This window comes from Henriciella sp., from assembly GCF_029936995.1.
In the GTDB taxonomy this organism is placed as follows: Bacteria; Pseudomonadota; Alphaproteobacteria; order Caulobacterales; family Hyphomonadaceae; genus Henriciella.
This window is the reverse complement of record NZ_JAPYRE010000003.1, coordinates 385,894-408,667: the sequence shown is the minus strand read 5'-3', so window position 1 is coordinate 408,667 and position 22,774 is coordinate 385,894. Positions and strand designations below refer to the sequence as shown.

Genomic DNA, 22,774 nt, shown 5'->3' with positions numbered 1-22,774 from the left:
TTGATCCACTCCAGCAGACCTGGCGTATCTAGAAGAGTAAACATCGCGTCATGGAGATGACCCTGGCTGAAACTGGACAGAAACCGACAATCGTGTGGATGCGGAATGACCTTCGCCTGGACGACAACGCTGCCATTCATGCGGCGGTGTCTAAAGGATCAGATGTTATCTGCGTCTATATTCTCGAACAGGATGAGGCCTTGCGCGCACCGGGAGGAGCATCGCGCTGGTGGCTCGACAAGTCTCTGAAATCTCTACGCTCTGATATCGCTGAGCTTGGCGGCAAACTCATCTGCAGGAAAGGGAAAGCCCGTGACATAATCCCGAAACTTGTCGAGGAAACAGGTGCAGATGGTGTCTACTGGGGGCGGCGCTATGACAAGGCAGGCAGGGATATTGATACAGAGCTCAAGGCCGAACTGAAGGATAATGATATTGAAGCGAAGAGCTTCAATACAACCCTATTAACAGAGCCCTGGACCGTAGAAACGAAAGACGGGGGCTATTATAAGGTTTTCACACCTTACTGGCGCGCGGTCCGAGACGTATACACTCCACCAACTGCCTTGGCGCGCCCGACGGCCCTGAAAGGTCAGGGAATTGATGGTGAACGGATTGAGGACTGGGGCTTGCATCCTGAAAAGCCGGATTGGTCTACAGGGTTTGAAGAGTGGTGGATGCCTGGTGAAGATGGCGCCAAAGAGCGTCTGGCCGATTTTCTAGATCAGGATCTGCGCACGTATGACGAGATGAGAAACCGCCCAGACCGTGATGGAACATCCGGTCTGTCTCCGCATCTTCATTTCGGCGAAATCGGCCCGGCACAGGTCTGGCGAGCCGTGAAATCCCGGATAGATGCAGGGCTTAAGGAAGATACAAGCGCCTGGTCCTTTCTTTCAGAGGTTGTCTGGCGCGAATTTTCCTACGTCCTGCTCTACCACAATCCTGATATGGACTGGGAAAATTACAATCGCAAATTCGATGACATGCCGTGGAAGTCGGATAAGCGGGTGTTTAAGGCATGGACGGATGGCAAAACAGGTTATCCGGTTGTCGATGCTGGCATGCGACAGCTTTGGGAATCGGGCTGGATGCACAATCGTGTACGCATGATCGTGGCCTCATTTCTGACCAAGCACTTGCTTATACACTGGCGGGATGGCGAGGCCTGGTTCTGGGATACGCTCGTCGATGCTGATCCGGCCTCAAATACATCAGGATGGCAATGGGTGGCAGGCTCGGGCGCTGACGCATCACCATATTTCCGGATATTCAATCCGATCACGCAGGGTGAGAAATTCGACAAGACCGGCGCGTATGTCCGCAAGTGGTGTCCCGAGCTGAAAAACCTGCCGGATAAATATCTGCATGCGCCCTGGAAGGCTGACGACCAAACATTGGCCAAGGCAGGCGTATCGCTCGGCGAAACTTATCCCCGGCCAATCATTGACCATGCCGAAGGGCGTGAACGCGCACTGAATGCCTGGGAGACTCTCAAGAAAAGACAGGACGCGGCATGAGAAAGATCGCAGTAATTGGCTCCGGCATAAGCGGCCTGGGTGCTGCATATGCTTTGAAAGACACTGCGAACGTGAGCGTGTTCGAGGCGCGCAACCGCGCCGGCGGTCATGCTCATACTGTCTCGATCGACTATGATGGCACCCCGGTAAATGTCGATGTGGGCTTCATCGTTTATAACGGCGAGAACTACCCGAACCTCACGGGCTTCTTTCGGGCGCTAGGTGTGGAGACGCAGCAAAGCGATATGAGTTTTGCCGTTTCTAACCCGGAAGGTTTCGAATGGGCTTCTACAGCGCGAGGGATGTTTGCGAGCAAGCGCAACCTCTTCAGGCCGAGATTTCACAGGTTCTGGCGCACGATCCTGAAATTCAATGACATCGCACGTGCTGAACTTGCGAATGGCGTCGTCACAGAAGAAAGTCTCGGCGTGTGGTTGAAGCATCACGGCTTCAGCCGCGATTTCTGCAACAATTATATTCTCCCAATGGGGGGGGCGATCTGGTCTACCCCGCCAGGGGAGATCATGGATTATCCAGCAAAAAGCTTCTTCCAGTTTTTCGACAATCATCGCCTGATGCATAAGGAACGCCCGAAATGGCGTACTGTATCGGGCGGCTCTCAGGCCTATGTAAACCGTGTGGCGGCCCAGCTTGGCAACAGGCTGAAACTCGGCTGCGGAGTTCGGCAGGTCAGCAGTTTCGGCGAGCGTGTGAGACTCGATTTTGATAGCCGTCCGAGTGAAATTTTTGATGAAGTGATTCTTGCTACACACTCAGATACGGCACGCAAGATTCTGGATGACAGTTTCAGTGAAGAGAAATTCCTGCTCAATTCAGTGCGCTACAGGCCGAACACTGTCTACCTCCATAAGGATCCCCGCTATATGCCCAAACGTAGGTCTGCATGGGCAAGCTGGAATGTTCTGGATAAGCATTCGACGGGAAATGACATCTGCCTGAGCTACTGGATGAACCGCCTTCAGTCGCTTCCGGCACAGTGCCCTCTTTTCGTAACGCTGAACCCTGCCGTTCCGCCAGCTGAAGCGGATACATTTGACACGTTTGTTTTCGACCATCCTCAGTTCGACGGAGCTGCCTATGCAGCCGTGCGCTCTCTTGAGCGTCGACAGGGCCGGGACAATGTCTGGTTTTCAGGTGCATGGTTAGGCAATGGCTTTCATGAGGATGGCTTGAAAAGCGGGTTGCGAGCAGCCTTGTCCCTGGGTGGACAGGTGGAGTGGGCCGCTTCGGGAGTGGACCTCGTGGAACAACGCTCAATCCCGCTGTATCCTGTGCGGCCGGCCAGTTCGAACATTGTATCGTGAGTTTGTCAGCCGCTCCCCTCCTCCTGCAGCGTGGCGAGACGGTTCACAGGCGTTTTACGCCATTCCAATCGTCATTTCGCTATCGTATCGCCATGGTGGATATCGACATAGATCGGCTTGACGATGCCGGCATGGTGTCGAGCCTCTTCAGCATCGAGAAACCTGCCCTGTTTTCATTTCGGCAGCGCGATCATGGTGCACTCAAGAGGCAGCCTCTTCGCCCGTGGGCAGAAAACGAATTCAAGAAGGCTGGAATCGATATTCCCGATGGAGCGATCAGGCTCGTCACATTTCCCCGGCACATGTTCTATAAGTTTGCCCCCCTGTCGCTCTGGATCGCCATGAATGACGCGAACGAGCCTCAAGCAATACTGTACGAGGTCCGCAATACATTCGGGGAAAAGCATGCTTATGCAGCTTCTCTGGATGGCCGCTGGAGCAGACATGAAGCGCCGAAATCATTTCATGTCTCGCCGTTCTTCGACGTGTCGGGACGTTACGCCTTCTCCCTGCAATACAATCCGGAAGCGTTGCGCCTCGGTGTGACCACGCTGAAAGAGGGAAAGCCCGTACATTCGGCAACGCTGGTTACCCGGGCTGAACCAGCCACGACCTCGGCCTTGGCCACCACGGCCCTGAAGATGCCGTTTTCAACAATTGGTGTTAGTCTGGGTATCCACTGGGAGGCCCTGAAACTCTGGGTCAAGGGGGCGCGCTATCATCGCAAGCCCCGTAAACAGGTAGATAGTCCAACCGTCGCGCATGACGGTCATCAGACGACATAAAGCGAGGAACAGTCTGGATATGGCAGTGATAGAAGCAAGCGTTTCAAATCTGAGGACGCTCCAGAATGTCCCGGCGAGCTTTCGTCTTGCCGGGTTGATCTTGCTGAGAGCAGAATCCGGTTCACTACGTTTTGACCTTCCAGATGGGCGCTCGGTCCTCTTCGATCAGGGGCAGCCAGGCCCGTCAGCCGTTGTGGAAGTTCATCAATATGGCTTTGCCAAACGCGCCCTGGCAGGCGGCGATATAGGGTTTGCAGAAAGCTACATGGATGGCGAATGGTCTACACCAGACCTTACGGCTGTACTCGAATTCTTCTCCGCAAACTTTGAGGCCGCAGGAAAACTTGCTGTAGGGGGATCTCTGGTCAAGGCGATCAATAATGTCCGTCACTTCTTCAATCGCAACAGCAAGGCCGGTGCGCGCAGGAACATCATGGCCCACTATGATCTGGGCAATGATTTCTATTCCGCCTGGCTGGATGAAACGATGACGTATTCCTCTGCGCTCTTTGACCGGCCAAACATGTCGCTTGAACAGGGACAGACCGCCAAATACCAACAGATCGCCGAAACCCTGGGAGCCGGGCCGGATAGTCATATTCTCGAAATCGGTTGCGGTTGGGGAGGCTTCGCCGAGCATGTTGCACGCTCATGCGGATCAAAAGTGACTTGTCTGACCATTTCGGAGGCCCAGCGCGCATATGCCATGGAGCGCGTTGCCAGAGCCGGATTGGCCGACCGGGTCGAGGTCAGACTTGAAGACTATCGTGACCATGAAGGCCAATATGATGGCGTTGCTTCAATCGAGATGTTTGAGGCTGTCGGTGAAGCATACTGGCCAAGCTATTTCGACAAGGTCCATAATAGCCTCAAGGATGGGGGCAGAGCGGTTCTGCAGATTATTACAATCGATGATGACCTCTTCCGGCGCTACCGCAAACGTGCTGATTTCATACAACGTTACATCTTTCCAGGCGGCATGTTGCCCAGTGAAAATGCACTGAAGTCATCCTTTTCTGGGGCAGGACTGAGCTACAAAGGCGTTCACTATTTTGGCCAGGACTATGCAAGAACGCTAAAACTATGGGCTGAGCGCTTTGAAGAAGCGTGGCACCATATTCAAACACTAGACTTCGACGAGCGGTTTCGTCGTCTGTGGCGCTTCTATCTGAGTTACTGTGAAGCCGGTTTTCGTAATGAGCGTATAAATGTGGGTCAGTTCCAGCTGGCAAAAGCCTGATCAGTAGAGGGATGCCAGCCTGTAGTCGATTTTCTGTCCCCGAGCTTCAAAGCTGAGCTGTACCCAGCGATTCTGCTCATCGTACCAGAGGTCCACCGTCAGATCCGAGACAAGACGATAATGAACCGTGTCGACGCTCTGGCCATCAATCTCCAGGGTTTCTTCACCTATGCGCGTCGCCTTGGTTTCAAGAAGTTGACCTGATTCCGTGGAAAGAATTTCTGAGCTGAAAACTTGCTGGATATTCCAGTGACTGGAGGGGATCACACCCAATGGTGCTTTTCCTGTATAGCCTGATCCGTCGACCTGAAGGGCACCGCCCTCTAGTGATGCAGAGACCTGCTCGTTGTCTCCATCATCGTTGGTATTTCCGTCAAGCTGCACGAGCTTGCCGTCCTCCCATGTCTCCGTTGCATTCAAGGTGTACCTGAATACCGTAATAGGGCCGAGCCCTGCCTTCAGGTCTACCTCCGATGTCGCAGTAAAGTTGCCATCAGATTCAACATTGAAATTCACTGTATGAGAGCCGAATTTCGTGTCGCCCTTTCGATACACATTAAACCTAATTGTATCGCCATCCTGTGGTTTCCATGCCTGTGGGGCTTCTGTGGACACAGGTCCTTGGTCATCTGGCTGGTCGCTGGTGTCCGCGTGAACACCGTACGTCAACACACTCGCTGTGACTGCGGCTATTGATATGCGGATCATGTAAACCTCCAGAACGGTTTGGGTGTACGAGCAACAAAGCACGTGCATGCATTGTTCCCGTATGATGCTGGTTTATGCTTGATACCGGGCTCAGCGAGCAGAATGTCTCCCGGATAATACCTGCCGATTCCATCATCCAGTGCCCCCTCGAGAACAACGGTCGCTTCCAGTTTGGAGTGCCCATGCGAATATGCGCTCTGATTTGGCCGAAGCCTCATGAGCTGGCCATGTTTCACAGCGCCTTTGGCATATAAGACGCCGGACAGGCCACGCCGCCACCGAATCCTGTCAAAATCCGAATGAATAACATCCAGTGCCAGAGCGATCTGCCTGTTCTGCGAAGATAGATAAGTCTCAAGACTATCCTTTTCCATCAGCGCCATTCTGACTGCTTCCCAGAGTGTGCTTGCATCCTCTCCATGACTGGACATGAGCCGGTGGATATCAGCAGCGAGATGCATCGCGGGAGAAAGATTGCCCGCGACATGGTCGAGCATGAATGCCGAATAGATCTCCGATGAAGTCATGGGGCTGAAGCTCCAGTTCCTGTGTTATATCTCTTATACGTCCGGCCCACACTTGCGGATCACTTACGGCGGTGTTGTCACCGCCTGTTCGCAACGCTAAATGGCTCATTTGACTGGAGACTTCTGTCATGGTGCTCAATTCGGTACTCGATGCCATCGGGAATACACCACTCATCAAGCTCAAGCGCGTCTCCGAAGAGACCGGCTGTACAATTCTGGGCAAAGCGGAATTCCTGAATCCGGGACAATCGGTCAAAGACAGAGCAGCGCTCGGTATTGTCCGGGATGCCGAAGCCTCAGGTCTGCTGAAGCCTGGTGGGACTATTGTTGAAGGGACTGCCGGCAACACCGGCATTGGCCTGGCATTGGTCGGCAGTGCACTTGGCTATCGCGTGGTCATTGTCATGCCGCGCACGCAGAGTGCGGAAAAGAAAAACGCGGTAAAACTCTTTGGTGCCGAGCTCATTGAAGTGGATGCTGTGCCCTACTCCAATCCCAACCACTATGCGCGTTATTCAGGACGGCTTGCCGAAGAGCTCGCCGAGACCGAACCGAACGGCGCTATCTGGGCCAACCAGTTCGATAATGTCGCCAATCGCGATGCCCATTATCAGACCACTGGCCAGGAAATCTGGGAACAAACAGATGGCAAGGTCGATGGGTTCATTTGCGCGGTCGGCTCTGGCGGAACGCTTGCCGGTGTGGCGCAGGCCCTTAAAGAGAAGAACAGTCGCATAAAGATCGGGCTCGCCGACCCTGGTGGTGCTGCACTCTATGAATATTACAAGAATGGGGAACTTAAAGCCGAAGGGACATCTATAACAGAGGGCATCGGACAAGGTCGGATCACCAGGAATATCGAAGAACTCGAGATTGACCATGCCTATCGTTGTGAAGACCCTGAAGCGTTGAACATCATCTATGATCTGATCATGCATGAAGGCCTGTGCCTCGGGGGTTCCTCGGGTATCAATATTGCTGGCGCAGTGAAGCTCGCTGAGGAGCTTGGCCCCGGCCACACAATAGTGACCATTCTCTGCGACTACGGTAACCGGTATCAATCAAAGCTGTTCAACCCTGAGTTCCTGCAAACCAAGGACCTTCCCGTTCCTCCATGGATGGAAGTGTGAGTTTATGCCCTCGCCGCTCGTTTCAGCAGACTGGCTACAAGCCAACAAGTCAGCCAGTGACGTGCGCATTCTCGATGGAAGCTGGTTTCCAGCCTGGGTTGCCGAGCCCGATGCTGGCCGTGCTGCATATGACCGTCGCCATATTCCGGGCGCGCAGTTTTTTGACATAGATGTGATTGCAGACAGTAGCAGTGATCTGCCTCACATGATGCCAGGACCAGAGATATTTACTGCCTCAGTTGAGGAGATGGGAATTGGCGGCGACACGCATGTAGTTGTCTATGATTGCAATAACTTTTTTGCTTCAGCGCGTGTCTGGTGGATGTTCCGGACAATGGGACATGAAAACGTGTCTGTGCTGAACGGCGGTTTACAGGCTTGGCTGGAGTCAGGAGGTGAAACTGAATCCGGGGCAACCGCCCCTGAGGCCGCAGCTCATTTCACTGCGGCCCCAAAGCCCGAGCTTGTTGTATCTGCTGATCAGGTTGCTGACACGCTTACAATGAAGCGCCCCCCTGTCCTGGATGCACGGCCAGCTGACCGTTTCGCCGGCCGAAAACCGGAGCCCCGGCGAGAGTTGAAACCGGGACATATTCCGGGCAGCATGAATGTGCCTGCAAGCGAGCTCGTCCGTGAGGACGGCAGATTGCTTGATAAGGTTCATTTGGATGGGATCGTTAGGCCCTATGCCTCTTCTCCAGCAATCGCGAGCTGCGGCTCGGGTGTGTCTGCTGCGATAATTGCCCTTGCATTGGCGGAGCTCGGGAACTGGGAGGTGGCCATCTATGATGGATCATGGTCCGAATGGGGGCGTGGAGAGAAAAACCCGGTAGAAGTTTGGAAGACATGAAGCGAAATACACGCCTCATACATAACCGGGCCGGATCGCCGGGCCGCAGGACTGTGAATCCTCCTGTAGAGCGGGCCTCAACTGTTATCCTGCCCGATCGTGAAGCCTTATATTCCCGCAAACCTGGTTATGGGCGTATGGGTTTATCGGTACAGAGAGAGCTAGAAGCAGCGCTCTGCGATCTGGAAGGCGCAAAGTATGCGACGCTAACCCCCTCTGGCCTTAGCGCTTGCGCAGTGGCGGTCGCTTCTCTCGTAAAGGCAGGAGACAAGGTCCTGATCTCCGATTCTGTCTACGGTCCGACCCGCCGTTTTTGCGAACGCCGCCTAAAGCGCATGGGAGTCGATTGTGTGCGCTTCGACCCCAGGAACATTACAGATATTGAGGACAGGCTGGATGAAACGGTGAAGGCCCTATTCCTGGAAGCGCCCGGCTCGCTCACATTTGAAATTAGCGACACTCCGGCAATAGTAGACTTGGCGCAAAACCAAGGTGTCCGCACAATTATGGACAATACCTGGTCGGCAGGCATATTCCACCAGCCGCTCAACATCGGTGTGGATGTGTCGGTTCAGGCGCTCACAAAATATGTTGTAGGACACGCTGATGCTTTTGGCGGAGCTGTCATGAGCAACGACCCTGACGTTGCGCGAGAGATAGGCGAGCTCACAGATGACTGGGGTATCTCGATCGGTCCAGAAGAAGCGTATAGTGCCCTGAGAGGCACACGGACCCTTTTTACGCGGCTTACTCAACATGAAGCGAGCGCAATAAGCCTTGCACAGTGGCTTGAAGATCATGCGGCAGTCAACGCCGTTATTCACCCCGCCCTGTCCTCACATCCCGACCATGCCTTATGGAGACGGGATTTTTCAGGCAGTTCCGGTCTTTTCGCATTCATTCTGGACGCACCTGAAGAAGAGCATGTCGACGCCTTTATCGATGCGCTGGAGCTCTTCAAGCTCGGCTTTTCATGGGGAGGTTTTGAGAGCCTCCTCATTCCTTGTGATGAACAACTGACAAGACTTTCTTCTGACTGGACGAAACAGAAACAGGGACGCTTGATCAGACTTCACGCCGGGCTTGAGAATGTTGAAGATCTTCGAGCAGACCTTGAACAGGGCTTCGATGCACTAAACCGCAAAAAAAACTCTTGATCCAAGGGACATATTTGCATATTTCGCAGCTCGACAAGTAAGCGAGCTACGACGCGCCTTAGCGGCGTTAGTACGGGTGAGCCCAACTGTCTTCACTTCATCACTGACCGGAGGTCAGTTATGCATGCCGAGGATACTTGGATGACACCGAACAAGTTCGCTCCCGCGAGGCCGCGGGTCTGTAAGGACGTTGCGTCTGATACTGGCCTTTACAACTACTATGACCGCAAGTTCGGGGATTACCTGGCCGCTATTGCGGAACTCATAAGGCCGTAGCGGGCATTGCCCGCCGAACCCTGCCGCGTGTAGTTCGTTAGTGGACTACGCAGTCAATGAGTTCACTGACCGAAAGGTCAGATAAGTCAATCGAATTCCCGCCATGTTCAAGTCAGATCACGCGCTCCTTGCGCGGCCCGCCATTCTTCCAGATTCAACAACGCGCTCCGGCTTGCCGGCTTTTGTCAGCATTGATGACGTGCTGCAGGCCTATGAGGGCGATGATGCGATCTATGTCCTGTATCCAAAACGGATCGCCGCGGCGGCCCGCACCTTTCTGACAGGCTTTCCCGGTAAAGTCCTCTACGCAGTAAAGGCGAACCCACATCCGGCCGTCCTCATGACACTGTGGACATCAGGCGTTCGTTGTTTCGATGTGGCCTCTACGCGTGAGGTTGATCTGGTCAAATCCATACTTCCTTCCGCTGAGCTGTATTTCATGCATCCGGTCAAATCACGCGCTGCTATTCGCCATGCCTATGCCGAAGGTGTACGTGATTTCTCATTCGATTGTGCTGACGAGCTCTACAAGCTGCTGGAAGAAACCGGTTATGCACGTGACCTGAACCTGCATGTCCGGTTGGCCCTTCCGAAGGGAGATGCCGTTATGCCGCTCTCTGGGAAGTTCGGTGCGAGCCGTGATGAAGCCACTGACCTCATAAAAGCCGCACGTCCGCATGTCGCCATGCTCGGCCTCACCTTTCATGTTGGTTCTCAATGCCTGAACACGACGGAATATGGCCGGGCCCTCGCCTGGGCACGCACTATCGTGAATGACGCAGGTGTAGACATTGATTCCATCGATTGCGGTGGCGGTTTTCCGGTTGCCTATCCCGGCATGCGTCCGCAGCCGATGGGAGACTATTTCTCGGCCATACGCTCATCACTGGCTGATTACGGTTTTGACGGTATCCAGGTTCTCGGTGAGCCAGGCCGCGCGCTATGTGCTCAGGGAGGCTCCACTCTTGCACGGGTCGAGCTTCGCAAAGGCTCAGACCTCTATCTCAATGACGGCAGTTATGGGTCGCTTTTTGATGCCGCACAGTGCGCCTGGAAATTCCCCGTGAAGCTGCACCGCACAACTCCCCGCCAAGTGGGAAAATGCACACCATTCCGTTTCTTCGGACCTACCTGTGATAGCCTGGATGTGATGGAAGGCCCGTTTGAGCTTCCGGATGATATTTCTGAAGGCGACTGGGTCGAGATCTGTCATCTCGGTGCTTACGGTCAGGCGCTGGCATCCAAATTCAATGGCTTCCAGTCCGAGACCACAGTTGCTGTCATGGCGTAAGCCTCCAGCTATAATCCTTTAATGCAAAATTCGATGCCCAGCAGGCTTGGATACGTCGGCTGGACCGTTCTACTGACGCCCGTTAGAAGGGCCTGCACAGAATATGGAGTTCTTCCCAATGGCTGAAACCACCAACCGCAAGGCGGAGCTTCTCAGCAAGCCCGTCGAGCATGTTGACATTACATCCTTCGATGCCCGGCCGATTGTCGAGGCTATGGGCAAGATGTCATTCTCTTCACGAGACCTTGCGCGTGCCACAGACATTTTCAACATGGCGCTTGAGGATCAGGATTGCTCGATCATCCTGACACTTGCAGGCTCAACGTCTGCGGGTGGCTGCATGCATGTCTACCGTGACCTGGTAAAGTATGGCCTGGTGGATGCAATTGTTGCGACGGGCGCATCTATCGTCGACATGGATTTCTTTGAGGCCCTTGGCTACAAGCACTATCAGGCCCCCGAGCAGGTCGACGACAATATTCTGCGCGATCTCTACATTGATCGCATCTACGACACCTTCATTGATGAAGAAGAGCTGCAGGCCTGCGATCATGTCATCAAGGACATCGCCGACAGCCTTGAACGGCGTCCCTATTCTTCCCGGGAATTCATCTGGGAGATGGGCAAATGGTTAAAGCAGAATGCCAGGAAGCACGACTCGCTGATCGAGACCTGCTACGATCATAATGTTCCGATCTTCGTGCCGGCTTTTTCCGACTGTTCTGCTGGGTTTGGCCTTGTGAAGCACCAGGTGGAGAACCCCGGCAACTCCATGTCCATCGACAGCGTCGCCGATTTCCGGGAACTGACCGAGATCAAGATCGAGGCTGGCGCGACCGGATTGCTGATGGTTGGTGGTGGCGTACCCAAGAACTTCGTTCAGGACACCGTGGTCTGTGCCGAGATCCTGGGCAAGGAAGTTGAGATGCACAAATATGCCGTACAGGTCACTGTAGCGGATACGCGCGACGGGGCCTGCTCGTCTTCCACGCTCAAGGAGGCCGCGAGCTGGGGTAAGGTACAGACTGTGCATGAGCAGATGGTCTTTGCGGAAGCCAGTACGGTTATACCACTGCTGGCGTCTGCTTCCTGGCATAAGGGGGAATGGAAGAAGCGCAAGCCACGTGAGTTCACGAAGCTATTTCTCTAATCCGCTTTTCCTCCTTCAGGGAACGCCATGACGCCGGGACATCTATTGTCCCGGCGTTTTGCTTTCTGCACTTTAGCTGCAAGCAACACGCACTATTCAGGAGACCCGCATGAGCGAGCGGATACAGGTTACTAAGTCGAATGGCGTCGCAGATGTGAAGCTTGTCCGGTCAGACAAGATGAATGCGTTGGATGACGCCATGTTTTCAGCCCTTATCGAGACATCGGAAGCCCTGGCAAAAGATCGCTCGGTGCGATGTGTCGTGCTCTCCGGTGAAGGCCGCGCCTTCTGCGCGGGTCTCGACATGGGGAATTTCGGAAAGATGGCTGAGGGCGGCAGCAGCGGCTCGCCTGGCGGGCGCAGCCCACTTGCTGAGCGAACACACGGAATAGCCAATCGCGCCCAGCAGGCGGTCTGGGGGTGGCATGACCTTCCCGTCCCAGTCATTGCTGCTGTACACGGAGTCGCTCTCGGTGGCGGGTTCCAGGTGATGCTGGGTTCAGACATTCGCATAGTTCATCCGGAAACAAAGCTTTCCGTTATGGAGATCAAGTGGGGCCTCGTTCCCGACATGGCCGGCACTGCCATAATGAAGCATCTCTGCCGTGACGATATACTCCGGGAGCTTACTTATACGGGCCGCATCTTCTCTGGTGCTGACGCGCAAAGCTACGGTTTCGCAACAGAGGTTTCGGACAAGCCATATGAAAGGGCCATGGAGCTTGCCACCACCATCGCATCAAAAAACCCAGACGCGATTCGTGCCAACAAGAAGATCTTCAACTCCGTCAGACAGATGAGTGACGGGGACGCGCTTATGCAGGAATCGGTGCTTCAGGATGAAATTATCGGCTCTAAGAACCAGATCGAGGCCGTAATGGCAGAACTTGAGAAGCGCCCGGCAGCTTTCAGCGATAAGTAGGCCCAACTAGAGCCATTATAACAAAAAAGCCGAGGCCTGAGCCTCGGCTTTTTTACTGGCTGATCTGGCGCGAGTGACGGGGCTCGAACCCGCGACCTCCGGCGTGACAGGCCGGCACTCTAACCAACTGAGCTACACCCGCACAGATCGGCCACCGCATTTCGCGGTGAGGCGCCTGATTAGACAAGCGCGCCGTGCCGGTCAAGACGGAACTGCCATCAGATTGCCATGAGTTGCAGCTAGCCCCATGCTCAGGACCAATAGCTTCAGTATCGGGTATCATGAAACGTATTCTCATAAGTGCAGTCACCGTTGTGGGAATCGTTCTTATCCTGCTGGCGGTTCTGCCATTTCTCATACCTTCTTCTGTCTACAGGGCGAAAATCGAAGAAGCTGCGACTAGCGCTTTGGGACGCGAAGTGAGTGTTGGTGGCGCGGCCCGTATTTCCCTGCTCCCGACGATTTCTGCGTCAGTAGAAAACGTTTCCGTAGCCAATCCGGAAGGCTTCGAAGAACCGTATATGATTGAAGCTGGCGTACTTCGCGGCTCTGTAAGGATATGGCCATTGCTTTCACGACGTGTGGAAGTCAGCGAGTTATCTTTCGAAAATGCTTCTGTCAGCTTGCTTAAGCGTGAAGACGGAAAGGTGAACTGGGAAATTGGCACCCCCTCTACGCCTGAGACAAAAGAGACACCAGATACGGCTGGCAATCCCTTTTCCACAACTGTCGACCGCGCGAGCCTGAGCAACGCCACACTTGTCTATGCAGACCAGCAGACGGACAAACGATATATCCTGAGTGAACTTGATGCAGAAGTCACACTTCGTGACCCCACCAAGCCTATGACGTTGCGCGCGAACGGCATATTCCAGACGGAACGTTTCGACTTTGCGGCTACGGTTACATCGCCACGGGCCTATCTTTCCCAAAATGCGACGAGCGTGGACATACAGTTTGGCTCGAACCTTGGAAATTTGGGCTTCGAAGGAACGCTTACGCCGCAAGGCCAGATGGAGATATCTGGTCGTTTTCAGGCTAATCTACCGCGAATCGGAGCGATACCCGAATTCCTGAACATCCAACTGCCAGTCAACCTGGAACCAATAGGCGGCCTTCGCACAAGGGGAGCGCTTACCGGCCCGCTAACGGCTTTGAACGTGACGGTTGATGAGCTATCTGTTTCAGGTGATGGGCTGAATGCCAATTTTGACGGCAATGTGCTTTTCGGCGCGTCCCCTGAAGTGAGTGGCAACATCAACCTGTCACTAAGAGACACCCATGCAATGAGTGAGCAACTTGGCTTGGGGCTCGACAGTCTAAGGCCGATCAGGCAGGTCTCACTTGCCACAAAGCTGTCCGGGCCGCTGGACGCGCTCACTTTCAAGGGCATGGACGCGAGGACAAGTAGTCCGACGCTGACAGCCTCCTACAAAGGCGACATATCACTAGATGGCGAAGGCTCAATTGAAGGCGACATTTCTGCCAGCACAACACAGTTAGGCACCCTTCTGAGCCACCTAGGCGGCGCCAGCAGTGAAGAGAATGGCCTAAAGAACGCAAGCCTCTCAGGCTTACTAAACGGAACGCTTACCTCTCCGGGAATTAAAGACGGAGTCTACAAACTCGATAATACCGAAGCGACGGGTTCAGCATCTATAGACCTCGGCGGTGCGGTCCCCCAGATCAGGGCCGATTTGATTATGTCCGTTCTCGACCTGACGCCTTTCCTTGGCAAGTCAAAGAAAAGCACAAGTGGCGAGGGAGCCTGGAGTGACGCACAGTTCGATCTTCAGGGGCTAAGCCTTTTGGACGCCGATATCCAGATACAGGCCGAAACAATAGAGATCGGACAGATAATCCTGCGCCAGGCCGACCTGGATGCCACTCTGAGCGAAGGCCGCCTTGTTGCCGATATGAATCAATTCATCCTCTTTGACGGAGACTGGCAGGGAGAGACGATTATCGATGCTTCGGGCTCTAAGCCCTCCTTCGCCTTTTCACTCTTATCGGATGGCGTGCAGGCCGAACAGCTCCTGCAATCTCTAGCAGGCTTCGACCGCTTAAGCGGTTCGGGCCGCTTTTCCACCAAGCTCGAATCCACGGGTATGAGCATCCGGGAGGTCGTCAATCAGCTGGATGGACGAGTAGAGCTCAGCCTAGACGATGGCATGCTATCTGGGATTAATCTGGGTCAGCTGGTCAGGTCGGTATCTTCGTTGAAAGATGCACTGTCCTCCGGCGACAGCCCCATAACCGATCTCGCAAACATTGTATCACCGCAGGCCGAAACAGATTTTTCGACCTTTGCAAGCACCCTTAATGTTCAGGATGGCGCTGCAAATATCGAGCGGCTGATACTCACCAATCCAGTTTTTAGCGTAACAGGGGACGGGCAGATTGACCTTGGCGACCGGACACTGGACATGAAGCTGACACCGGCTGTTGATAGCTCCGGTCAGGGCAATACTTCAGCGATACAACTTAATGGCATCCCCGTGCCCTTGCGCGTGACCGGCTCGTGGGGTTCCCCCCGTTTCGCTCCAGATATTTCAGGTCTTCAGTCCGCACTTACTAAGAGCGCAACCGACAAGCTAAGGCAGCAACTCGGCGGGAACATCAGGACAATCATATCCGGTGACAAGGAGCAGGCAACTGAAACCGAAAGCGGACCGGAAACTGATCAGCAGGAGACCCAGGACAACAAATCGGAAATGAATCCCACCGAAAGAGCTGTAGACGACATGCTTGGCTCAATATTCGGTCCGAACTAGGGAGACCTCTAACCTGCGGCTCGCTTTCGGGCTCCCTCTTCCTGCCCGCTATCAGTGTCCCGACTAGATGGGGCCGCGCGTGTAAAGCTCACTTCACGCGGTCCCCCAACGGCTTCTACTGATTTAACTTCAAAAAGATGCGTGAGCTTGTCCAGCGGTTGCGGACGGCTAATCAAAAAGCCCTGGAGTTCATCACAGCCGATTTCCGTCAGGAACTGTTTCTGGCTTTCTGTTTCTACACCTTCTGCTGTGCAGCTCATGTTGAGGGCCTTTGCCAGCTCCAGTGTCGCCTTCGTTATGGCCCGGCTATCATCGCTGTAATCAATATCTTCGACAAAGCTCTTGTCGATCTTGAGCTTGTCGAACGGGAAGCGGCGAAGATAGTTCAGCGAGGAAAAGCCCGTTCCGAAATCATCCAGGGATATGCGCATACCGACGTCCTTGAGCTGTTTCAGACGCTCAAGCGTGAAGTCAGTATCAGTCATGAGGACAGATTCTGTAATTTCCAACTCCAGGCGTGATGGGTCGACCTGTGTTGCCGCAAGCCCATTTACGATTGTTGTCAGAAGACTGGAGCTGTGAATCTGCAATGGCGAAATATTTACAGCAATTCTCATATTTTCAGGCAGACGGCGTGCGGCTTCCAGAGCCTCCCTGAGCGCCCAGTCGCCAAGACGTGTAATGATGCCGCTGTCCTCGGCATGCTGAATGAAATTCCCTGGTCCGATAAGTCCTTTCGTTGGATGCTTCCAACGCAGAAGTGTTTCACAGCCGGTAATTTCACCCGAGCGAGTGCACATCTGCGGTTGGAAAAATAGGAGTAGTTCATTGTTTTCCAGGGCGCGATGCAGGTCGACTTCGATGTCACGGCGGAGTTTCGCTTTATCAGCCAGCTCGTCTGTAAAGACGCACCAGGTGCGTTTGCCGGCTTCCTTGGCCTGGTAAAGCGCCAGGTCTGCATGCTTCAGCAATGTCTGCAGCTCGATATTGTGCTGATCGATTACACGTACCCCAATACTCGCGCCACAGTGTACGGTAGAGCCCCAGATTTCATACGGGGCATTCAGATGCTCGCTGATGCCGCTAACGGTTTCCATCAGGACATCATGGCCCTCGCATTCGATCAGCACGGCAAATTCATCGCCGCCCAAGCGAGAGATCACTTGCGCCGATGTTGCGCTTTCATTCAGACGATCCGCCACCTGAACGAGAAGTTCGTCACCAGCGGGGTGGCCAAGCGTGTCGTTGACCCATTTGAAATTATCAAGATCCAGCCACAGAAGCGCCCGGACATGACGGTCGGGAATTGGACGGAGTGCTGCCTTCTCAAGATGTTCGTGCAAAAAGGCGCGATTTGGAAGCGACGTCAGCGGATCATAATGAGCCATGAAGGCAATTCGGTCTTCGATCGCTTTGGATTGTGTGATGTCGGAAGCAACCCCTCTGAACCCCAGGAAATTTCCAACTGAATCATAAATCGGCTTACCGGTCAGAGACCACCAGGCCTCATCACTTTCCGCTACATTAACGACGAGATCCCTGAACCCCTGATGGCGTTGCAGGCATTTGACCAATGTGGCCCGGGCGTCGTTAGGCTTGAAGAGAGATTCGATCTTGACGCCTCGGGCCATGGCTTCCACACCGGCGCTTTCGCTGATTGTAGGCATCGGGATTTCAACTAGCGTGCCTCGCGAATCTGTCTGCCAAAGCCAGTCGGACGTACTTTCTTCAAAATCGCGTAGAAGTAGTCCGATCAGTTGGGCCTGCTGCTGGACTGCAACGCCACTAAGATGTTGCTCGACGAATTGTCGATGAGACCATCGTGTCGATATCAGGAGTACCGCGGCATAGACCAACGCGAGCACAGAAAGGAAATCGTTTCTTGGATCCTGGCTCAACTGCAGGCCGACCACGTAACCTGCAGTGATAGGAACCAGAAATGCAATTGCAGCTTCTGGAATGCGGCCAATCAGAATGACGCCGCCAAACATCATGCCGCCAATGATAATACTCACAGCCAGCTGGCTCGTACTATCCGTAAATGGCATAATCAGCAGCGGAAGTATTCCCCAGAGCACCCCCATTAGGGATGCAATACGCGCATAGCGCTCAATACCTTGCTGGGACCCTGCTTCTGAAACCGTGTAATTCTTGCTCTTCCGGTTTCGTTTGCGTTGCGCCTGGAAGTTGCCAACCACTGCAACCAGCGTTGCGAGGATCAGCGTTGCGCTCCAGAAGCCCAGCAGGCGGTTGGCTGGTGTGTTCCAGAAGGAGAGCATCACAACCGCGATATTTGTCAGGTTCGCCAGTGCGATAACCAGCGTGAGCCTGCCAACATTCTCCAGCTGTTTTGCCCGTATGATGGGAGCTTGATCTTCAGGCACATCGACAGGACCGATCAGACTGGCGACCGATTTGCTATCTGACTCTTGCAACTGAAGAGGTTTGTGCATCAGGCACTCCCGCATATCCCTGAAATCAGTGATACTTGGAAAGACTAAACATCAACGAAGCCAGAAAGAGAAAATTTGATCTATCTGGTCGTTGGCGTCTTGAGTGTTTAGGTTGCTGACATGAGCAAAGAACCCCTAATCATGGCGATTGATCAGGGCACGACATCGAGTCGCGCCCTGATTTTCGATTCGCAAGGACGTACGGTTACGTCCGCCCAGCAGGAATTTCAGCAACACTACCCCAACCCTGGTTGGGTGGAGCATGACCCTGAAGAAATCTGGTCCACGACCCTGAAGTCCGCTCAGAAAGCCATGAAAGAAGCTGAAAGCGGCGGCGCTGGTGAGGTTGTTTGCATTGGCATTACCAATCAACGTGAGACCACGCTTTGCTGGGAACGTGGGACGGGTCGCACTGTTGCGCCAGCCATTGTCTGGCAGGATCGACGTACCGCCGATCTTTGTGCCGAGTTGCAAGCGCGCAACCTTGAAGAAAAGATCAACCATCGCACCGGCCTGACCATAGACCCGTATTTCTCAGGCACGAAATTGCGCTGGATTCTCAGGAACGTTCCCGAAGCGCAGAGGCTGGCAGATTCGGGACAGTTAGCTTTCGGGACAGTGGACACGTTTCTTATCAACCGGCTTACAGGCGGTTCTGTGCATGTCACGGACGAGACTAATGCAAGCCGTACAATGATGTACAACATAGTTGAAGGTGTGTGGGACACAGAAATACTGGAGTTGCTCGGTGTGCCTGATAGTGTTCTCCCCGAGGTTCAGCCGAGCGCTTCAGCGTTTGGCCATACATCGCCTGAATTGTTCGGCCGCGCGCTTCCTATTCTTGGTGTTTCAGGAGACCAGCAGGCTGCAGCATTCGGTCAGGCCTGCTGGCATGCCGGGATGATTAAAAGTACTTACGGGACGGGCTGCTTCCTGCTGGCAAGTACCGGTGAAGAGCTGATCTATTCAACGAATGGCCTGCTATCCACCGTCGCATGCCGTACTGGTAGTGAACCTCAGTATGCGATTGAGGGCTCTATCTTTATTGCTGGCGCTGTTTCGCAATGGCTGCGAGACGAATTGGGACTGATCGAGCACGTAAACGAGATCGCGCCCCTCGCGGGCGGGATGAAAGATAATACAGGTGTATACCTGGTACCAGCCTTCACGGGGCTGGGAGCGCCTCATTGGGACCCGGCGGCTCGAGGCGCTGTGTTTGGTCTGACACGGGATTCTGACCGGAAAGTTATGGTCCGGGCAGCCCTGGAGTCTGTCGCCTACCAGACCCATGATCTTTTGACAGCATTGAAATCCGACGGGCTCGAAACAGGTCGTATTCGTGTCGACGGCGGTATGGTCAGTAATGACTGGTTCCTGCAATTCCTGGCCGACACCGTGAACACGCCAATCGACAGGCCGGACACGATTGAAAGCACGGCCAGGGGTGCTGCCTTCCTGGCGGGGTTGCAGGCCGGCGTTTACGAGAGTGTGGAGACCCTGGAGACTCTCTGGCAAGCTGACAGAACGTTTGGTTCTCAAATGTCCGAACGAGATCGCAATAAGAATCTCTCCGGTTGGGAGAAAGCCGTTCAGACCACCCTCTTCCGTGCCTCACTCGACTGAAAGGCCCAGAGTCCTTCCTTATTACTATGAAATGGTCGGAGCGGCGGGATTCGAACCCACGACCCCTTGTCCCCCAGACAAGTGCGCTACCGGGCTGCGCTACGCTCCGACACGGGTGTCCTTTAAATGCGCAACTATGGGATTGCAATCACCCTTACTGCGTCACGCAGCCTTGTCATGACGGAGACGATCGAGACGGGCTTTTATATCCACAAGGTCTGCCAGCGCTGTTTCAAGCCGATTACGTGAAGCCTTATCATCCACTGTCTGCTCAGGGGTGCTCTCAAACGCTGTGCGAATGCTGTTTTGCAGATCTTTGGCGGGACTTTGCGAAGCTTCCTGACGATGATCGCATGTAAGGGTGGCCTGCCCGTTAAGTATCCTCTCGACTCCTTGCTCACTAATCAGCTTCTGCGCACCTTTGAGCGTCAGGCCCCTATTATGGACCAGTAGCTGAATGGCCTTAAGCACCAGCAAATCCTCTGGCCTGAACATACGCCGGCCATCCGGGCGTTTCAGTGGCTTTAGGTGTTTGGTGAACTTGCGCTCCCAATATCTCAGGACATGTGGCTGCAGCCCCAGTTCATTCGCAGCTTCACCTATTGAGCGATAGGCCTCCGCAGATTTCCGAACACGCTTGGCGGCAGCTGCCATGAGATATCTCCTGGTTAGTCGTTCTCTTCGACGGTTTTCTTCAACATTGGCGAAGGCTTGAACGTAACCACACGCCTGGCAGAAATCTTGGCCTCGACGCCGGTCTTTGGATTACGGCCAGATCTGGCAGACTTCTTTCTGACGACGAAATTACCGAAACGGGAGAGCTTTACCTCGCTCTCATGTTCCAGGCTCTTGCCGACAAGATCGAGCATCCGGTCGAGAATTTCTCCCGACTCCTGCCGCGTCAGCCCGACTTCACGCACGATGGCATCTGCAAGCTCTACTCGGGTGATCGTCTTGGAAGTCACGTTATCAGCTCCTCTGGTTAACAGATATGGCTGATTTCTTAATGAAAGAATTACAGCCTGAAGAGAGAGGCACCCCAGGAGAAGCCACCTCCCATTGCTTCGCTCAGGACGAGATCGCCCTTCTTTATCCTTCCATCACTTATTGCGGTATGCAAGGCGAGAGGAATCGATGCGGCTGAAGTATTGCCGTGATGCGAAACCGTGGAGACGACTTTCTCGTCATCCAGTCCCAGGCGTTTCGCAACTCCGCTCAGGATTCTCTGGTTGGCTTGATGAGGTACAAACCAGTCTACGTCGGCAATCGTGTACCCCGTTTGCTCCAGTACGGTTTCGATCGCGCTGGAGATGTTCGTGACTGCATGACGGAAAACCTGGTTTCCCTGCATCCGCACATGCCCGATTGTGCCGGTAGACGATACACCGCCATCAACATAAAGCAGGTCACTTTTTGCGCCATCTGTGCGGATATGGTGCGCAATCACGCCCTCATTCTCGGCCCCGGGAGCTGCTTGTAGAACGGCAGCGCCACTCCCATCGCCGAATAGCACGCATGTGGAGCGGTCCGACCAATCCAAAATACGGGTGAATGTCTCTGCACCGATTACCAGCGCCGTCGAGAAAAGCCCCTGCCTCAGCATGGAATCGGCAGTTGCAAGCGCGAAAAGAAACCCGGAACAGACCGCCTGGACATCAAAAGCTGCGCCGCCAGTTATGCCCAGCTTTGATTGGACGGCGGTTGCCGTCGCAGGGAATGTCTGATCTGGCGTTGTTGTCGCGAGGACGATGAGGTCGACATCGGCAGGGACAAGCCCTGAGTTTTTCAGCGCCTCCTTGGCCGAAGCGACTGCCAGGTCCGATGTAAGCTCGCCTTCGGCCGCTATATGGCGTTGCTGAATACCGGTGCGATCACGGATCCACTGATCCGATGTGTCGACCATCTGGGCCAGATCGTCATTGCTTAGAACACGCTGCGGGAGATACGCGCCTGTTCCTCTGATAAAGCTCTTCGTGGTGTTCATTACTCAACCGTTTCCGGGGTTATCCCCAGTCGGGATACACGTTTCAAACCAGCAGATACCTCTTCCATATAGTGGCTGTTTGCGAGATCTGCCGCGAGTTTTACAGCTGTTGCGTAGCCTTCTGCATCGGCACCACCATGGCTTTTGACAACAACACCGTTGAGACCAAGCAGCACACCGCCATTAACGCTCGATGGATTCAGCTTTGTGCGCAAGTCACGGATACCTGAAGAGGCAAGCGCGGCCCCGGCTTTTGACAGTAGGCTGGATGTCAGGGCTTCACGGACGTAGCGGGAGACCAGACGGGCTGTGCCCTCAGCAGTCTTCAAAGCTACATTTCCAGTGAAACCATCCGTAACGACGACATCCACGACGCCCATGGAAATGTCGTTACCCTCAACATAGCCGTAAAAATCTATGCCGGTATCCCGGGTGCGCATGATCTCGCCGGCAAACTTGATGGCGTCTGGCCCTTTTTCATCTTCGGCCCCAATATTGAGAAGACCGACTGTTGGGCGCTCAATCCCGAACACGGCCCGTGCATAAGCCTCGCCCATGACGGCAAATTCAACCAGCTGGTCTGCATCGGCATCCAGGTTGGCCCCGACATCAAGAACAACGGAACGTCCCTCGAGTGTCGGCCACAGAGCCGTCATGGCAGGCCGATGAACACCTGGCATCTTGCGCAGGGCCAGCATCGACATCGCCATCAAGGCACCGGTATTACCAGCGGAAACGCCAGCTACGGCATCGCCCTGTTTCACTGATTCGATCATGCCCCACATGCTCGTACCCCTTGCCTTTCGCAAGGCTGATGAGGGTTTAGCGCTCATGCTCACAACATCAGGGTGATCGATGATGGTGCATCTGTGAGAAAGTTTGTGTTGCCTCAGCAACGGCTCGATGCGCTCGGGCTGACCATGCAGTATGAAGTCGACATCTGCACGCTGTTTGCAGAAAAGCCCAAGGCCCTCGACCACGACTTCGGGGCCAGCATCGCCACCCATTGCATCAATTGATAAAGATATCGGGGACATCTGCTACTCTTATCCGCCCTTG

Annotated in this window: 19 protein-coding genes and 2 tRNA genes; 12 read left to right on the top strand and 9 right to left on the bottom strand. The window is 54.2% G+C overall.

From position 1 onward, the window contains the following. The first annotated feature begins 50 nt into the window (after positions 1–50). The 4 genes from Q1K31_RS09170 to Q1K31_RS09155 are packed head-to-tail and all read left to right on the top strand — an operon-like array spanning position 51 to position 4,870. Complete coding sequence (locus tag Q1K31_RS09170; protein WP_300378946.1) at positions 51–1,520, top strand: deoxyribodipyrimidine photo-lyase; 1,470 nt, start codon at positions 51–53, stop codon at positions 1,518–1,520. After that, on the top strand, positions 1,517–2,845 hold the full coding sequence (locus tag Q1K31_RS09165; RefSeq protein ID WP_300378945.1) for an FAD-dependent oxidoreductase: 1,329 nt from the start codon (positions 1,517–1,519) through the stop codon (positions 2,843–2,845). Before Q1K31_RS09170 ends, Q1K31_RS09165 begins: the two co-directional genes overlap by 4 nt. Then, positions 2,842–3,630, top strand: coding sequence for a DUF1365 domain-containing protein (locus Q1K31_RS09160; RefSeq protein ID WP_300378944.1), 789 nt, complete (start codon positions 2,842–2,844; stop codon positions 3,628–3,630). The genes Q1K31_RS09165 and Q1K31_RS09160 overlap by 4 nt, the downstream gene beginning before the upstream one ends. Positions 3,631–3,649: 19 nt before the next feature. Then, the gene (locus Q1K31_RS09155; protein WP_300378943.1) at positions 3,650–4,870 is read left to right on the top strand and encodes a cyclopropane-fatty-acyl-phospholipid synthase family protein; all 1,221 of its coding nucleotides are present in this window, start codon (positions 3,650–3,652) and stop codon (positions 4,868–4,870) included. Here Q1K31_RS09155 and Q1K31_RS09150 read toward each other — a convergent pair whose 3' ends face one another. Further along, positions 4,871–5,578 carry a DUF6134 family protein gene (locus Q1K31_RS09150; RefSeq protein WP_300378942.1) on the bottom strand — a complete coding sequence of 236 codons (708 nt, stop codon included), beginning with the start codon at positions 5,576–5,578 and terminating at the stop codon, positions 4,871–4,873. After that, on the bottom strand, positions 5,575–6,075 hold the full coding sequence (locus Q1K31_RS09145; RefSeq protein WP_300378941.1) for a cupin domain-containing protein: 501 nt from the start codon (positions 6,073–6,075) through the stop codon (positions 5,575–5,577). The genes Q1K31_RS09150 and Q1K31_RS09145 overlap by 4 nt, the downstream gene beginning before the upstream one ends. A gap of 158 nt (positions 6,076–6,233) precedes the next feature. Between Q1K31_RS09145 and Q1K31_RS09140 the strand changes: the two genes are divergently transcribed. The 6 genes from Q1K31_RS09140 (at position 6,234) to Q1K31_RS09115 (ending at position 12,881) form a co-directional block, all read left to right on the top strand. Further along, positions 6,234–7,235, top strand: a complete 1,002-nt coding sequence (locus tag Q1K31_RS09140) for a cysteine synthase A (protein WP_300378940.1) — start codon at positions 6,234–6,236, stop codon at positions 7,233–7,235. Between the two features lie 4 nt (positions 7,236–7,239). After that, entirely contained in the window at positions 7,240–8,085 is an 846-nt protein-coding gene (sseA, locus tag Q1K31_RS09135) for a 3-mercaptopyruvate sulfurtransferase (RefSeq protein ID WP_300378939.1), read from the top strand. Next, positions 8,082–9,242, top strand: a complete 1,161-nt coding sequence (gene metC / locus Q1K31_RS09130; RefSeq protein ID WP_300378938.1) for a cystathionine beta-lyase — start codon at positions 8,082–8,084, stop codon at positions 9,240–9,242. The genes sseA and metC overlap by 4 nt, the downstream gene beginning before the upstream one ends. Before the next feature lie 379 nt (positions 9,243–9,621). Then, a complete protein-coding gene (locus Q1K31_RS09125; RefSeq protein WP_300378937.1) occupies positions 9,622–10,809 on the top strand; it encodes a type III PLP-dependent enzyme in 1,188 nt (395 codons plus the stop codon). Positions 10,810–10,927: 118 nt separating this feature from the next. After that, positions 10,928–11,959, top strand: a complete 1,032-nt coding sequence (locus tag Q1K31_RS09120; RefSeq protein ID WP_300378936.1) for a deoxyhypusine synthase — start codon at positions 10,928–10,930, stop codon at positions 11,957–11,959. A gap of 109 nt (positions 11,960–12,068) precedes the next feature. After that, entirely contained in the window at positions 12,069–12,881 is an 813-nt protein-coding gene (locus Q1K31_RS09115) for a crotonase/enoyl-CoA hydratase family protein (protein ID WP_300378935.1), read from the top strand. A 65-nt stretch (positions 12,882–12,946) separates the two neighbouring features. On the opposite strand, the gene Q1K31_RS09110 is transcribed toward Q1K31_RS09115, so the two are convergent. Continuing rightward, positions 12,947–13,023, bottom strand: a tRNA-Asp gene (locus Q1K31_RS09110). Between the two features lie 139 nt (positions 13,024–13,162). On the opposite strand from Q1K31_RS09110, the gene Q1K31_RS09105 reads away from it, so the two are divergent. Further along, positions 13,163–15,655 carry an AsmA family protein gene (locus Q1K31_RS09105; protein ID WP_300378934.1) on the top strand — a complete coding sequence of 831 codons (2,493 nt, stop codon included), beginning with the start codon at positions 13,163–13,165 and terminating at the stop codon, positions 15,653–15,655. 8 nt (positions 15,656–15,663) lie between these two features. Here Q1K31_RS09105 and Q1K31_RS09100 read toward each other — a convergent pair whose 3' ends face one another. Beyond that, positions 15,664–18,108 carry an EAL domain-containing protein gene (locus tag Q1K31_RS09100; RefSeq protein WP_300378933.1) on the bottom strand — a complete coding sequence of 815 codons (2,445 nt, stop codon included), beginning with the start codon at positions 18,106–18,108 and terminating at the stop codon, positions 15,664–15,666. A 120-nt stretch (positions 18,109–18,228) separates the two neighbouring features. On the opposite strand from Q1K31_RS09100, the gene glpK reads away from it, so the two are divergent. Next, the gene (gene glpK / locus Q1K31_RS09095; protein ID WP_300378932.1) at positions 18,229–19,731 is read left to right on the top strand and encodes a glycerol kinase GlpK; all 1,503 of its coding nucleotides are present in this window, start codon (positions 18,229–18,231) and stop codon (positions 19,729–19,731) included. 32 nt (positions 19,732–19,763) lie between these two features. On the opposite strand, the gene Q1K31_RS09090 is transcribed toward glpK, so the two are convergent. The 5 genes from Q1K31_RS09090 to plsX form a co-directional block, all read right to left on the bottom strand. After that, positions 19,764–19,840: transfer RNA gene (locus tag Q1K31_RS09090), tRNA-Pro, on the bottom strand. A gap of 53 nt (positions 19,841–19,893) precedes the next feature. After that, positions 19,894–20,385, bottom strand: coding sequence for a MerR family transcriptional regulator (locus tag Q1K31_RS09085; RefSeq protein WP_300378931.1), 492 nt, complete (start codon positions 20,383–20,385; stop codon positions 19,894–19,896). Positions 20,386–20,399: 14 nt separating this feature from the next. Continuing rightward, complete coding sequence (locus Q1K31_RS09080; protein ID WP_300378930.1) at positions 20,400–20,696, bottom strand: integration host factor subunit alpha; 297 nt, start codon at positions 20,694–20,696, stop codon at positions 20,400–20,402. Positions 20,697–20,746: 50 nt separating this feature from the next. Beyond that, a complete protein-coding gene (locus tag Q1K31_RS09075; RefSeq protein WP_300378929.1) occupies positions 20,747–21,715 on the bottom strand; it encodes a beta-ketoacyl-ACP synthase III in 969 nt (322 codons plus the stop codon). Further along, on the bottom strand, positions 21,715–22,722 hold the full coding sequence (gene plsX / locus Q1K31_RS09070) for a phosphate acyltransferase PlsX (protein ID WP_300379038.1): 1,008 nt from the start codon (positions 22,720–22,722) through the stop codon (positions 21,715–21,717). The genes Q1K31_RS09075 and plsX overlap by 1 nt, the downstream gene beginning before the upstream one ends. Positions 22,723–22,774: the final 52 nt, after the last annotated feature.